This window comes from Sulfuricaulis sp. (assembly GCF_024653915.1).
In the GTDB taxonomy this organism is placed as follows: Bacteria; Pseudomonadota; Gammaproteobacteria; order Acidiferrobacterales; family Sulfurifustaceae; genus Sulfuricaulis.
In genome coordinates this window covers 72,151-86,205 of sequence record NZ_JANLGY010000005.1, presented here as the reverse complement: position 1 = coordinate 86,205, position 14,055 = coordinate 72,151, and the positions used below count along the sequence as shown (strand labels likewise).

The following is a 14,055-nucleotide window of genomic DNA, read 5'->3' as shown; positions in this document are numbered from 1 at the left end:
AGGCGTAACTCTAACTCAGCCCGGAGCTTTGCGCGTGGATAATACCGGCTTCAGTTTTTCGCGCGCGGAGCGCAACAGCTTTTCCGTGGTGTCCCAACCGATGCAGGGGTCGGTCACGGACACGCCGTATTTCAATTGCTTCAGGTCGGCCGGGATCGGCTGGTGGCCTTCGTGCAGGTGGCTTTCCAGCATCAGCGCCACGATCGAGCGGTTGCCCTCGACAATCTGGTTGACGCAGTTCTCCGCCACCAGCGGCTGCAGCGCCGGGTCCTTGTTGGAATTGCCGTGCGAGCAGTCCACGGCGATGTTGACCGGCAGTTTGGCCTTGGCCAGTTCCTTCTCGGCCAGCGCGATGGAGACTGAATCGTAGTTCGGGCGCCCGTTGCCGCCGCGCAACACGATATGGCCGTAGCGGTTGCCGCGGGTGCGGAACACGGCGCACTGGCCCTCCTGGTTGATGCCGAGGAAGTTATGCCCACTCGCGGACGAGTGCAGCGCGTTGATGGCGACCGTGAGACCGCCGTCGGTGCCGTTCTTGAAGCCGAGCGGCGTGGACAGCCCGCTCGCCATCTCGCGGTGCGTCTGTGATTCCGTGGTGCGCGCGCCGATGGCGGTCCAGGTGATCAGGTCGGAAAGATATTGCGGCGTGATCGGGTCGAGCGCCTCGGTCGCGGCCGGCAGGCCCATCTCCGCCAGATGCAGCAGCAGCTCGCGCGCCATGTGCAGACCCTTCTCGATATGGAAGGAATCGTCCATGAACGGATCGTTGATCAGGCCCTTCCAGCCAACGGTGGTGCGCGGCTTCTCGAAATACACGCGCATGATGAGATAGAGCGAGTCCTTCACTTCCTCCGCCAGCCGCTTCAGGCGCTCGGCGTATTCATGGGCCGCCTTGATGTCATGGATCGAACAGGGACCGATGACCACGAACAGGCGCGGGTCCTCGCGGTCGAGGATGCGCCGCACCGTCTCGCGCCCCTGCAACACCGTCGCCTGCGCCTTGTCGGTCAGCGGCAGCGCGTTCTTCACCTGCTGCGGCGTCGGCAGCAGGTCCTGCGAGAGGACGTTGAGGTTGTTAACCGGGTCTTTGGCCATGGGAAATTTCTGGAACGGGAGTCAGATTACAATAGCCGCTTATATTAGCGGAAACTGTGATCTGACCTCAATTTTTGTGTCAAGTATAAGTCAAGTTATGTGTCAAGCCGCGTCACAACTCCCCCGCGAAAGCCTTATACAGCAGCGATTTTTTCAGATCATCCAGCGCGGTTTCGTGGCGCAGGCCGACCTCGCGACGTTCCTCAACGCGGGCTACACCAAGGCACAGGTCATCGAGGTGCTGCTCGGCGTGGGCATGAAGACGTTCAACAACTACGTGGACCACATCGCGCGCGTGCCGCTGAACGATCAGTTCAAGGCGGAGGCGTAGCAGCCGAAGCGGAAGGTGGCATGAGATACGGCTGTCGCTGACAGACCGGCAAGAGTGAGCCTAAATCGGGGGATCACAGTTTCTGGTCAATATCGGCGGAAACTGTGATTTACCCCGTCACCTATACAGAAATAATTGAGCCTGGCCCCTTTGATTCCTTATTATAGGGAGCCACATTGAGTCAGCAATGCAGGTTGCCACGACCGCGCATGTCCGCCGAGAGATGCGCTGATTTTGTAAAATACCCGTTATACTGCCCCCAAGACACATGGGCGCGTTATGTTCTAGGGAAAGAATACTGGCAATAACAAATGTGGTCGGATAACGAAACCAACCGCGATTTCCTGAATTTCCGAGCCGTTGCAGACACCGCAGCAGAGATCGTGGTCCAAGCAGCCGGCAAACCCATTTCAATCGGTATAACCGGCGGATGGGGGGTGGGCAAGTCTTCGATGATCCGGCTGGTCGAAGCGGCCCTCAGAGAACGCTCCAGCGAGAAGTTTCTCTTCGTCCAATTCAACGCCTGGCTGTATCAGGGATATGACGATGCGCGCGCTGCGCTGGTCGAAGTGATCGTGCACAGGCTCCTCGAACGAGCCAAGAAAACCTCGACAGCGGTGGACAAAGCGACCGCGCTACTCGAGCGCGTTAACTGGCTACGTGCTGCCGCGCTGTCCACGGGTTCGATTGCAGCTATTGCACTTGGGCTGCCCCCGATTGGCATTGCTGGCGCAGCTTGGCGCGCCGCCAGTGGGCTCGCCGACGGCGATATCACGGCAAAAGATATCGAAGACGCCGAAGCGGTCGGTAAGAAGGCTGCCACCGCCGCGGGTGGTCTTTTGAAACCCAAGAAGGTAGATACGCCTCCGAAGGAGATCCAGCACCTTCGGGATCACTTCGCGGCAACGCTTGCCGAGATGGACGTCACTCTTGTGGTGTTTGTGGATGACTTGGACAGATGCCTGCCGCAGACTGCTATCGCCACTCTCGAGGCCATGCGGTTGTTTCTCTTCCTCGATCGCACCGCGTTCATTATTGCGGCCGACGACAAGATGATCCGCGAGTCCGTGCGTGCCCACTTCAAAGGCGTGAATCTTGATGACGAGCTGGTCACAAACTATTTCGACAAGCTGATCCAAGTTCCGATCCGCGTACCCCCACTCGGTACGCAAGATGTGCGTGCCTACCTGCTGATGCTTTTCATTGAGAACAGTACGCTCCAACAGGAGCAAAAGGACGCCCTGCGTCAGAGCGTATGCAAGCAACTAGGTGAGACTTGGCAGGGAAAGCGCGTGGACCACGCTTTTATTGCGTCGCTGCTGAAGGATGCGCCCGCCGATCTGGATCGGCAGCTTGCCTTGGCCGACCGCCTGGCACACATTATGACTACGGCCCGCCAAATTGCGGGCAACCCCAGGCTGATCAAGCGGTTTCTGAACACGCTGTCGATTCGGCTAGCGATCGCTCGCTCGCAGGGTGTCAGCGTGGACGAGGCGGCGTTGGCCAAGATGTTGTTGTTCGAGCGCTGCGGAAGCGCCGAAACATACGCGAGACTGGTGAAAGAGGTCAACGAAAGCGCAGATGGGAAGCCGGTCTTCCTGAAACCGTGGGAGGAGGCGGTGTCCAAGGGGCAGGAGCCTGAATTGCCGGCCGAGTGGAATAACGCGTTCAACAAAAGCTGGCTCGGGTTAGCTCCGCTTTTTTCGGAGATTGACCTGCGTCCAGTAGTCTATGTCAGCCGCGAGCACATGCCGATTATCACTGCGGCCGATCAACTCTCTTCCAACGCTGCAGACCTTCTTCGTGCTCTGCTTGAGATACGATCCAGTGTTGCAAGCCAATTGGTGCCGAAGCTCAAACAGTGCAATAGGGCGGAACTGGAAATCATGATGGAGCGGCTGCTGGTACGCGCCAAGCAAGCAACAGAATGGGGCACGCCGCCTATTCTGTATGCCTGTCTCACCCTAGTCGAGGCCGAACCCGACCTCAGCCGGTCCCTCTCCGCTTTCCTGCGAGAGTTGCCAGCGCAGCAACTGAAGGCGAGCATTGTGCCACTGCTGCGCGACAAATCCTGGGCCGCCAGCGTCTTTGCCCACTGGAAGACCGAGCCTAGCATCGACAAAACGGTCAGACGTGCAATCGACGCCAGCGTTGGTGCAATGAAGTAGCGCATGGGGACTTCGACCTCCAGCGGAGGTTCGCCGGGCGGGGCGCCCCTGATTCCACCTTGGGTCCCGCCGGTGCCGCCTGCGCCGCGGCCAGATGCGTCGCCCGATGGCCCACCGCCGAATCCAGAACCGGCGTCACCGGAACGACCACGACTGCAGCCGAAGCCAGGCCTCGCGCCTACCAGGCGATTCTTAGGTGCTCGACTACGGTTAGGTCACTACGCCAAGAACGGCTCGCGGGACGATCTGCGCTCCGGCCTCAAGGCTTACACCAGCAAAGGCCTCGGCGGTTCACGGCGCGCGGCCGCGCGCATGGCAGGGACCAGCCGCACGGTAGGCCGGCTGCACGGCGTCTTGGAAGCGCTGAGCAGGGGCGAGGCGCTTCCGCCCGAGATCGGAATCGATGCGGCAAGCCTCGCCGGACGCAACGCTAAGGAAATTGGCGATGCCATCGCTGAGGCGATCCGGCCCCCGGACGGCACGCTCGATGCCGAAGCGAGCCGGGACGCCATCGCGCAAGCGCTTTCGGACTTGGTCGAACAAGTTCCGGACGTGGACCTCATCCTCCTCACCCCTGAGCAGATCGAGCTAGTGATCGAGCGGTATGTCGCCTACGACCTATGCCGCCGGATCGAGCTTGATATCGGTCTGCACATCCAGGACAAGGCGCCGGATGCGGCGGCAGCCGTCAGTCGTATAGAGGATATGAAGGAATATGTGCGTGAATGCGTAGCCGCCCAATTCCGGTCGGCGCGTGACAGCGGGCGGAGATTAACTCGCAGCGCCGCAGCATCGATCGCGAATGTCGTAATCGAAGAGACGTTTCGCGTCTTCGAGGACTACGTGTCATGAAGGTTTACTGTGCACCGCGTGACTCTTGGGATGCGCCGAAGAAGGCCGATCTGAACGTGTTGTTGTTCGATGTTCCTGACAAGCACTCCGACGGCTCGATCGGACATTCGTTGCTACAGACGATCAACCGGATGCAGCTTGTGCCCGCGCAGCGTGCGTGGGACCTTCTCTCCATAGCTCTTGGTATCGTCGCTGCCGACCATGGCTGCCTGCGGAAAACAAGCCCCGATGGATGGACGCGGCATATCGAACTTTCCGTTGCCGTTTCCGACCCCAAGTTCTGGAGTCAGCAGGCGCATGCTCTCGAATCCGCCCTGTGCTTCCTAACGGGCGACATCTGGGAGGTTTTCTTCACTGAAGGCGGCATCAGCCCGAAACCTCCAAAGCATGCGAAGTTGCGGGATGAAACGGTGGCCTGTCTCCTCTCTGGTGGAATGGACAGTCTCGTCGGCGCGATCGACCTTGTTGCTCAGAAGGAACTGCCGCTGCTCGTCAGCCAAGTCTCGAAGGGCGATAAGGCGAATCAGACCTACTTCGCCCGCCAGATCTGCGGCGACGGCCATCACCTTCAACTCAATCACTATGTCAGAACTCTGGGTGAGTCCGAGACTTCGCAGCGCGCACGATCTTTTGTCTTTCTCGCGTATGGCGTTCTCGCAGCCACAGCGCTCAAAAATTATAAGGTATCGGGGAAAACGACCTTAATCGTCCCTGAAAACGGCTTCATCAGCCTGAACGTACCACTGACGCCGATGCGGCTCGGAAGCCTAAGCACCCGCACTACGCATCCCGCTTTTATCGCCCGGGTTCAATCGCTGCTCGTTGCCACTGGACTGGATGTCAAGCTGTTGAATCCATACCAGTTCAAGACCAAGGGTCAGATGCTGGCGGAATGCAATGACCAGAAGCTTCTTAAGAAGCTCGCCGGTAGCACCATGAGTTGCGGCCGGTCTGCGCGTATTAACACACATTGTGGCCGGTGCGTGCCCTGCCTGATTCGACGGGCCGCTTTTCATCGCTGGAATGGTGCTGACCCAACTGACTACAAGTACAAGGACCTCTCGCGCCGCGGTTCTGACTATCGTGCCTTCGACGACGTGCGGGCGGCGGCGATGGCGGTCGAGTACGTACGACGCAAGGGTATCGAGCGCTGGACAGCGAGCTCGCTTAACTCAGCACAGTTGGGCGATGTGTCCAAGTACCGAGACGTGGCAAAGAGGGGGCTCGAGGAGCTTGCGGCGTTCCTCGCCGCTGCGAAGGTCAAATGATCGATTTCCACTGCCACCTGGATCTATATCCGCACCCTGATTCTGTTCTCGCCCGCGTTGTACGCGAGAAAGTCTATGTTCTAGCGGTGACGACGACGCCACTCGCCTGGAGCGGCACCCGCCGTCTAGTGGGCGACGCTCCTCGCGTGCGAGTCGCACTAGGACTGCATCCGCAAGTCGTGGCTGAGCGGCACGCTGAGATCGATCTGTTATGCTCGCTCGTACCAGAGACGCCTTATATAGGTGAAATCGGGCTGGACGGCTCCGAGAGTTGCGCCGCATCCTTTGGGCTTCAACAAAAGATTCTCGAAAAAGCGCTCAGCGCCTGTACAGTTCACGGGGGACGCATTATCAGCCTCCACTCTCGGCGTGCGTCACGTGAAGTTTTGGATGCCATTGAGAAGTATCCGAACTGCGGTACGCCGGTGTTGCACTGGTTCTCTGGCTCGCTGAAGGAGCTCAAACGCGCAATTCAGCTCGGTTGCTGGTTTAGTGTCGGCCCAGCAATGCTCCAGTCTGAACGCGGAAGTCGCTTGGCAGCGGCAATGCCACGGGAACGACTGCTCACGGAAACCGATGGACCTTTCGCCAAAACTAGCAGTGGACCACTTATGCCTTGGAATGCGAAAGATGCCGAGCGAGAGCTTGCAAAGTTGTGGGGATGTCGCGAAGAAATAGTCAACAGTACGCTGAACGCAAACCTCCGTCGATTGGTCGCACCCAGTGAAACCGCGCCCACGTCTGCAGACTAGGGCCTAAAAACCAGGGTCAAATCGCAATAGTCGCTTATATTGCGAAAACAATGATCTGGCCCCAATTGTTCCTATTAGGCAACAAATCTTGCCACCCCCAAAGCGCCGACTGAGAACAAGGCAAGTAGGCCATAGAAGTTGAGGATGTGCCGGCGATTGCGATTGCCGAGAATGGAGAATACTCGACACACGGATGGGTACTGAAGCTTGCGTCCGTAGCTATGGTTATAGCCGACCAACAGTTCTGCAGCCGATGGATCTGCTAAGTGCTTGTCTATCCGTTGAGAAATATCAGTGGTGTGTTGGATTGCTGTGTCCTGGAATGATTTGTATATCAGCTCCAAGTATATGAAGGCGAATAGCAATGCTAGGTTCGCAAGTGCGATGAAGTCATGGTCTTGAGAGAACGAGAAGGCGATAACCGCGGACGAAGTGAGAAGGGCCCAGTTCTTGATCTTGAAGATGTGATCGTCGCACTTGTCGATGAACTCGACGGTTTGCGCGAAATCTTCTCTCAGAATATCGATTGGCTGCATGTTGTTGCCTAACCGACCTTCTCCACCTTAATCGCCGCGCCCGACTTCACTGACTTGAGCTGCTTCACATCGCCCTTGGCCTTGCCCCAGATGTTTGTTTTAGCGGCGAGGCGGATTTCATTGCCCTGCGAGATCGGCGTGCGGCCGAAACCAATGGCGATGGAGTCGCCCTCAATCCAGAAGGCGAGCTCGCCGGGCTGTACCACGTCGCGGGCATCGGCCTCGCGTTTCACGTGCACCGGCGTCGAGAAATAAACCTCCTCGCCCCAGGTGCTGGCCTTGGAGGTGAACGGAAGCGCGTTCCAGATGGCTTCCGCCGTGGGCGTGTCCAGCAGCTCGGCTTCGAGCACCACGGAACCGATGGTCATTTTGATTTGGCGCAATGTCATAAGGGCGCCTCGCTTGCCTTTCGAAAAATCATATTCAGTTCTCATAATTATTGCTTCTGCTGTGGCTGGCCTGCTCGCCACCATGGCCGGCGTGCCCACCCGTCGCCGCCAGTGTATACACGCCAAAGAGCAGTATCAAAATACCCGCCACGCGGCGCACCCAGACGAGACGCACCACATTCCCCAGCCAACGCGCGGTGGCGCCCATGGCGAACAGCATGGGCAACGTGCCGAGGCCGAAGGCCAGCATGAGCAAGGCGCCGCGGGCGGCGTTACCCGTGGCCAGCGACAAGGCCAGCGCCGAATAAACCAGACCGCAGGGCAACCAGCCCCACACCAGCCCGAGCGCGAGCGCTTTGGCTGGGTGATTCACCGGCAGGAAGCGCCGGCCGAAAGGCTCGATGCGCACCCAGAGTTTGCCGCCGAGGCGCTCGAGCGCTGACAAACCGGGCCACCAGCCGGCGAGATACAGACCGAGCGCGATCATGAATCCGCCGGTGATGATTTTCGCGGCGAGGCGCGCCTGCGCCGGGGGCGCGATGTGCAATATCTGCGCGCTCAGGAAGCCCACCAGCGCGCCGGCGACGGCGTAGCTGGCGATGCGGCCGGTGTTGTAGGCGAGGAGATAGGGAAACAGGCGCGCGGGGGAACGGCGGATGTCTTCGTGCAGTCCTAGCGTGAGCGCGCCGACGATGCCGCCGCACATGCCGAGGCAATGCACCGAACCGAGCAGGCCCACGAGGAACGCCGAGACGAGGGTGATTTCCGTAGGCATAGAAGATGAATAGACAGGATTAACAGGATTTACAGGATTAAAGATTTTGAAAAATAAAAATTACCTCTGTCGAAAAATGAGCAAGCAGTCACCCAGATCGACGGGCCAACGCAAGATACTCCCTCCCCCTCGACGGGGGAGGGTTGGGGTGGGGGTGTCAGTTTAGACATGCTGCAAATTCCGAATCCACTTGCTGCTTTAGTGTTGATGTTCACCCTCCCCCTCGCCCCCTCCCGTCAAGGGAGGGGGGATTTTATTTTTTTCCTGCCGAGCTTCTTCACCCACTTAACCAATAGAACTCAAAAAATCCTGTTAATCCTGTTTAATTTTTTCTTTTAAGGAAGCGACGGGCGCAAATCGAAACCGCGTGCGCCGGGCACGAACAGCGACCCGACCAGGCGCCAGTCCTGCGCCGCGAGCTGCACGTTCCAGTGGCCTTGCGCCAACTCCGGCAGCGGCGCCTGATACAGGCCACCGGACTGGCGCGCGAGAATCAGCACACGATCGATGCCGGAACGCGTGGCATGCAGAAATTTAAGCTCGACGTTGTCCGGGATCGCGCTGCGTTCGCGCACGGTGAGCCGGAGCTGCATTTGATTTTTTGCGTCGTCGAGCTCGACGCGGCCTTGCAGGCCGCGGGTCGCCGCGGCCTGATCGCGCGCCAGCACCAGGTTGATCTCCTTGCCGCGGCGGTAATAGTCATCCTCCACCACACCGTCGTCAGATCTGATGGCCAGGCCCAAGGTGATGAAACTCGCGATTACGGCCGTCAGCGGCAACGCGATCAACAGCCATACGAAGGGTTCGCGGTACCAGCGGATGCTCTGTTCTTTGTCCTTTTTCCCGTGCATAGAAGTCATTCCAAAAATGTAATTTCACAATAAGATTCCCCCTCTCCCCCACCCTCTCCCGCAAGGGGAGAGGGTAATATTTTTGAGACTACTTTTATTGACTTCGCTCGCCGGCTGGACCGAGGAAGCGCGCGGTCTGCTCGGTGGCAAGGCCGTCGGTATCAACAGCCTGCAAACGGATGTAAACCGGCGTACTGCGTTGCTTCAGATTGGCGCGATTGGCCTGCAAGCGCACCGGCACTTCCACCACCTCGCCCGCCGCCGCCGTGATCTCGGGGCGGTCCGTGCGCAGTTGCAAGTCTTCGATACCATACGCGTTGAGCACATAGCGATGCGGTCCGTTATCCATGTTCATGACCTTGAGTGTATAGGTATTCTCGATCAAACCATCGAAGGTCTCACGAAACAGCGCGTTGCGGTCGCGCAGCACGTCGAGCTGGAGTGGCACGCGCAACAATACGGCAATTACCAACGCCGCGACAATCGCTGCCAGTAATCCAGTGTAAATCAGCACGCGCGGGCGCAGCAGCTTGACCGGCTTGCCTTCGAGCGCGTTTTCGCTGGTATAGCGGATGAGCCCCTTGGGATAGCCCATCTTGTCCATCACGGTGTCGCACACGTCGACGCACGCGGCGCAGGCAATGCAACCGACCTGGAGCCCGTCGCGAATGTCAATGCCGGTGGGGCAGACCTGCACGCACAGGGTGCAATCGATGCAGTCGCCGAGCCCCTGAACTTTCGGCTCCACCCCGCGCTGGCGCGCACCACGCGGGTCGCCACGCGCGGGATCATAGGAGATGATCAGCGTGTTGCGGTCGAACATGGCGCCCTGAAAACGCGCGTACGGGCACATGTACAGGCACACCTGCTCGCGCAGCCAGCCGGCGTTGCCGTAGGTGGCGCCACCGTAGAACAGAATCCAGAAGAGCTCCCACGGCCCAAGCGCGAACTGCGTGAACGACAGCGCCAGTTCGCGGATGGGCGTGACATAACCGACGAAGGTGAAACCGGTCCACAGGGAAAACACGATCCAGACGAAGTGCTTGCTGCCTTTCTTCACCAGCTTGTCGCGATGGTTCCAGGGGAGGTTCGCGAGCTTCAGCTGCTTCGGGCGGTCGCCCTCGATCTGGCGCTCGATCCACAGGAACACCTCGGTCCACACCGTCTGCGGACAGGTGAAGCCGCACCACACGCGCCCGGCGATGGCGGTGAACAGGAACAGCGACAGCGCGGAGATGACGAGGATGGCGGTGAGGAAGAACAGGTCCTGCGGCCAGAAGGTCCAGGCGAACAGGTGGAACTTGCGGTTCGGCAGGTCGATCAGGAACGCCTGCCGTCCCTCGCCCCAGTTGAACCACGGCAGAAAATAATAGAGGCCGAGCGTGAGGCCGACCATGGCCACGCGCAGCGTGGCGAAGTAACCGTGGACCTCGCGGGAATAGACGCGCTGGCGCTTGGCGTACAGTCCTTCCTGAACCGCGTCCACCTCGGCGATGGGGATGATGCGGTTCGGGACGGCGCGGGGCTTGCGCGGTGTTTCAGCGGCGCGTGATTTTTTTTCCGCAGCGAGGCGCGCCACCTCTTCCTGCGATTCGACTAAAGAGGGTATGCGCTTTTTTTCTTCTGCACCGCTCTTTTCTTTCTCCTCCCGCCCCGATGAATCGGCTGGCGGTTTCATGTTCAATGTTTCTCCGTGCTGCCCCCCGCGACGGGATGTGACAGGCTGTAGATGTAGGCGGCGAGCAGATGCACCTTGGCCTCGCCGAGGAATTCGGCATGCGCCGGCATGCGGCCGGAGCGGCCCTTGTCGATACTCTCCATGATCTTCTGCTTCGAGCCGCCGTAGAGCCAGATGTTGTCGGTCAGGTTGGGCGCGCCCAGCGCCTGATTACCCTTGCCGTCCGCGTCATGGCAGGCCACGCACAGCTGCTTGAATTTTTCCTTGCCGGTTTCGGCCACGGTGTCATTCACGCTGCGGCCACTCAGTTGCAGCACGTATTCGGCGACATTGGCCGTGCCTTCCGGTCCCAGCACCGCGCCCCACGGCGGCATCGCGCCGGTGCGGCCGTTCATGATCGAGACCTTGATCATTTGCGGATCGCCACCGTACAGCCAGTCCTCGTCACGCAGGCTGGGATAACCCGAAGCGCCACCGGCATCCGAGCCGTGACAACCGGTGCAATAGTTCACATACAGGCGTTCGCCCGTTTTGATCGCTTCACGATTGGCGGCGAGCAACTTGAGATCTTCTTTGAGATATTTCTCGTACAGCGGATTGAAGGCCTTGTCGGCGGCGGTAATCTCGCCTTCGTATTGGCCTTTCTGCGTCCAGCCGAGAATGCCGCCAAAGGTACCGAGGCCCGGATAAAGCACCAGATAGCCGATACCGAAAACCAGCGTGATGTAGAACAGGTTCAGCCACCACTTGGGCAGCGGGTTGTTCAGCTCTTGCAGATCTTCATCCCACGTGTGGCCATGAGACTTGGGTTTTTCATCGTCTTTCGGGCGCGGTCCGCCGGACATCCAGCGATTGAGCCAGAACATGGCGATGATGCCGCCGACCACCGGGATGATGATGAACCAGCTCCAAAAAGCGCTCGTGAAGTCAGACATGTTTTTTTTCCACTGACCTCGTGCCCCGTCTACTCCCGCCCTCATCCCCACCCCTTCTCCCGGAGGGAGAAGGGGGCGAGCCGAAGCGTGCTGACGCACGCGTTGGTAATCTCTGGGAGGGGGGGAGTAAGTGAGTATCTTCATCTTCTAAGGGCAGTCGTGCGGCCTCGTCGAACGCGCGCTTGCGCCGCGAACTGAAGGCCCAAACGATAATGCCGACAAACAGGATCAGCAGCAGCACCGTCCAGATCGAATGAAACATCACCTGGCTCATGTCATCTCCGTGCCTTGATGGTCGTGCCCAAGTTCTGGAGGTGGGCAATCAGCGCGTCCATTTCGGTCTTGCCTTCCAGTTCTCCGGGGGCATTCTTGATGTCTTCGTCCGTGTACGGGTGCCCGAGCGTGCGCAACACCCGCATCTTCTTCTGGATCAACGACGGATCGAGCTTGTTCTTCGCCAGCCACGGATAACCCGGCATGATCGATTCCGGCACCACGTCGCGCGGATTGATCAGGTGCACGCGGTGCCACTCGTCTGAATAGCGCCCGCCGACACGATGCAGGTCCGGGCCGGTGCGCTTGCTGCCCCACTGGAACGGGCGGTCGTAAACAAATTCGCCGGCCACCGAGTAATGACCGTAGCGTTCAGTCTCGGCGCGGAACGGGCGGATCATCTGGGAATGACACACCATGCAGGATTCACGGATATAAATGTCGCGGCCTTCCAGTTCCAGCGCCGAGTAGGGCTTCAGGCCCGCCACCGCTTCGGTCATGGACTTCTGGAAAAACAGCGGCAGGATTTCCACCAGTCCGCCCACCGAGATCACCAGCACCGTCAGGACGATCAGCAGGCCGACGTTTTTTTCAACTTTGTCATGTCCGGATGCCATGGTCGTTCCCTCAGTGCGCCGCCGCCGGGGCCGGAATAAACGCATCAACGGGCTTAGCCCCTTTGATCGTCTTCCACAGGTTGTACGCCATGATTAGCATGCCGGTCAGGAAGAACACACCGCCGAGAGTGCGCACAATATAGAACGGATGCATCGCCTGCACCGATTCCACGAAACTGTAGGTCAGCGTGCCGTCGGCGTTGACCGCGCGCCACATGAGCCCCTGCATCACGCCCGCGATCCACATGGCCGAGATATACAGAACTATCCCGATGGTGGAAATCCAGAAGTGCGTCTCGATGAGTTTAACGCTGTGGATCTGCCGGCCGAACAGGCGTGGAATGAGAAAATACATGGCACCGATCGAAATCATGGCCACCCACCCGAGCGCGCCGGAGTGCACGTGGCCAATGGTCCAGTCGGTGTAATGCGACAGCGCGTTCACGGTTTTGATGGACATCATCGGGCCTTCGAAGGTGGACATGCCGTAGAACGACACCGACACGACCAGGAATTTCAGGATGGGATCGGTGCGCAGCTTCTGCCACGCGCCCGACAGCGTCATGATGCCGTTGATCATGCCGCCCCAGGAAGGCGCCAGCAGGATCAGCGAGAACACCATGCCCACCGACTGGGTCCAGTCCGGCAGCGCGGTGTAGTGCAGATGATGCGGTCCGGCCCAGATATAGGTGAACGCCAGCGCCCAGAAGTGCACCACCGACAGGCGATACGAATACACCGGTCGCTCGGCCTGCTTGGGAATGAAGTAATACATGATGCCGAGGAAACCCGCCGTCAGGAAGAAACCCACGGCATTGTGGCCGTACCACCACTGCACCATGGCATCCTGCACGCCGGCGTAGGCCGAATAGGATTTCCACATGGAAACCGGGAGCGCGGCGCTGTTCACCACATGCAATACAGCAATCGTGAGAATGAACGCCGCGAAGAACCAGTTGGCGACGTAGATGTGGCTTACGCGGCGCTTGATCAGGGTGCCGAAGAACACAACGGCATAAGTGACCCATACCAGCGTGATCAATATATCTATGGGCCATTCAAGCTCGGCGTATTCTTTCGTCGTGGTGATGCCGAGCGGCAAAGTAACGGCCGCCGACACAATCACGAGCTGCCAACCCCAGAAAGTAAAAGCCGCGAGCCCGTCGCTGAACAGGCGCACGTGAGAGGTGCGCTGCACGACGTAATAGGAGGTGGCGAACAGCGCGCAGCCACCAAAAGCGAACACCACGGCGTTGGTGTGCAGCGGGCGCAGGCGTGAGAAGGTGAGCCAGGGAATGTCGAAGTTGAGTGCCGGCCATGCCATCTGCGCGGCGATCAGCACCCCGACCAGCATGCCGACAATACCCCAGACCACGGTCATGATGGCGAACTGCCGAACTACCTTGTAATTGTAGGTATCCTGGGCGGCCATGTTTCTCCCGCTATTCCGCGTAAATTATTAATGCTCGATACAACGATGTGGTTGCGTCACCGGAAGGCTCGGCCCGGTGCAGAAAGTACTATAAATACAGGCG

14 protein-coding genes and 1 pseudogene are annotated in these 14,055 nt (G+C 59.2%); 5 read left to right on the top strand and 10 right to left on the bottom strand.

The genetic code is table 11. The features are described from left to right. Positions 1-15: 15 nt before the first annotated feature. Positions 16-1,095: a 3-deoxy-7-phosphoheptulonate synthase gene (locus tag NUV55_RS02735; RefSeq protein ID WP_296670173.1), complete on the bottom strand. Its 1,080-nt coding sequence runs from the start codon at positions 1,093-1,095 to the stop codon at positions 16-18. Positions 1,096-1,192: 97 nt separating this feature from the next. On the opposite strand from NUV55_RS02735, the gene NUV55_RS02730 reads away from it, so the two are divergent. The 5 genes from NUV55_RS02730 to qatD all read left to right on the top strand — a co-directional run bounded on the left by NUV55_RS02730 (position 1,193) and on the right by qatD (position 6,466). Further along, positions 1,193-1,426 (top strand): hypothetical protein, encoded by a 234-nt coding sequence (locus tag NUV55_RS02730; protein ID WP_296670171.1) that lies wholly within the window; start codon positions 1,193-1,195, stop codon positions 1,424-1,426. A 311-nt stretch (positions 1,427-1,737) separates the two neighbouring features. Further along, the gene (locus NUV55_RS02725) at positions 1,738-3,594 is read left to right on the top strand and encodes a P-loop NTPase fold protein (protein ID WP_296670170.1); all 1,857 of its coding nucleotides are present in this window, start codon (positions 1,738-1,740) and stop codon (positions 3,592-3,594) included. A gap of 3 nt (positions 3,595-3,597) precedes the next feature. Further along, entirely contained in the window at positions 3,598-4,446 is an 849-nt protein-coding gene (qatB, locus tag NUV55_RS13760) for a Qat anti-phage system associated protein QatB (RefSeq protein ID WP_367280327.1), read from the top strand. Next, on the top strand, positions 4,443-5,714 hold the full coding sequence (gene qatC / locus NUV55_RS02715) for a Qat anti-phage system QueC-like protein QatC (protein WP_296670167.1): 1,272 nt from the start codon (positions 4,443-4,445) through the stop codon (positions 5,712-5,714). Before qatB ends, qatC begins: the two co-directional genes overlap by 4 nt. Further along, on the top strand, positions 5,711-6,466 hold the full coding sequence (gene qatD, locus NUV55_RS13755; RefSeq protein ID WP_367280326.1) for a Qat anti-phage system TatD family nuclease QatD: 756 nt from the start codon (positions 5,711-5,713) through the stop codon (positions 6,464-6,466). The genes qatC and qatD overlap by 4 nt, the downstream gene beginning before the upstream one ends. A 74-nt stretch (positions 6,467-6,540) precedes the next feature. On the opposite strand, the gene NUV55_RS02710 is transcribed toward qatD, so the two are convergent. From NUV55_RS02710 to ccoN, 9 genes and pseudogenes are all read right to left on the bottom strand, one after another. Then, positions 6,541-7,002 (bottom strand): hypothetical protein, encoded by a 462-nt coding sequence (locus NUV55_RS02710; protein WP_296670166.1) that lies wholly within the window; start codon positions 7,000-7,002, stop codon positions 6,541-6,543. 8 nt (positions 7,003-7,010) lie between these two features. Beyond that, positions 7,011-7,391 (bottom strand): cyclophilin-like fold protein, encoded by a 381-nt coding sequence (locus NUV55_RS02705; RefSeq protein WP_296670164.1) that lies wholly within the window; start codon positions 7,389-7,391, stop codon positions 7,011-7,013. 34 nt (positions 7,392-7,425) lie between these two features. Continuing rightward, positions 7,426-8,166: a sulfite exporter TauE/SafE family protein gene (locus NUV55_RS02700; RefSeq protein WP_296670162.1), complete on the bottom strand. Its 741-nt coding sequence runs from the start codon at positions 8,164-8,166 to the stop codon at positions 7,426-7,428. A 335-nt stretch (positions 8,167-8,501) separates the two neighbouring features. Then, positions 8,502-9,017, bottom strand: coding sequence for a FixH family protein (locus NUV55_RS02695; protein ID WP_296670160.1), 516 nt, complete (start codon positions 9,015-9,017; stop codon positions 8,502-8,504). Between the two features lie 94 nt (positions 9,018-9,111). Next, a complete protein-coding gene (gene ccoG / locus NUV55_RS02690; RefSeq protein WP_296670158.1) occupies positions 9,112-10,695 on the bottom strand; it encodes a cytochrome c oxidase accessory protein CcoG in 1,584 nt (527 codons plus the stop codon). Positions 10,696-10,697: 2 nt separating this feature from the next. Beyond that, a complete protein-coding gene (gene ccoP / locus NUV55_RS02685; RefSeq protein WP_296670157.1) occupies positions 10,698-11,630 on the bottom strand; it encodes a cytochrome-c oxidase, cbb3-type subunit III in 933 nt (310 codons plus the stop codon). Between the two features lie 130 nt (positions 11,631-11,760). Beyond that, positions 11,761-11,904: pseudogene (locus tag NUV55_RS13750) on the bottom strand (cbb3-type cytochrome oxidase subunit 3); the annotation flags it as partial. A gap of 1 nt (position 11,905) precedes the next feature. After that, positions 11,906-12,520 carry a cytochrome-c oxidase, cbb3-type subunit II gene (gene ccoO / locus NUV55_RS02675; RefSeq protein ID WP_296670153.1) on the bottom strand — a complete coding sequence of 205 codons (615 nt, stop codon included), beginning with the start codon at positions 12,518-12,520 and terminating at the stop codon, positions 11,906-11,908. 10 nt (positions 12,521-12,530) lie between these two features. Beyond that, a complete protein-coding gene (gene ccoN, locus NUV55_RS02670) occupies positions 12,531-13,952 on the bottom strand; it encodes a cytochrome-c oxidase, cbb3-type subunit I (RefSeq protein ID WP_296670152.1) in 1,422 nt (473 codons plus the stop codon). Positions 13,953-14,055: the final 103 nt, after the last annotated feature.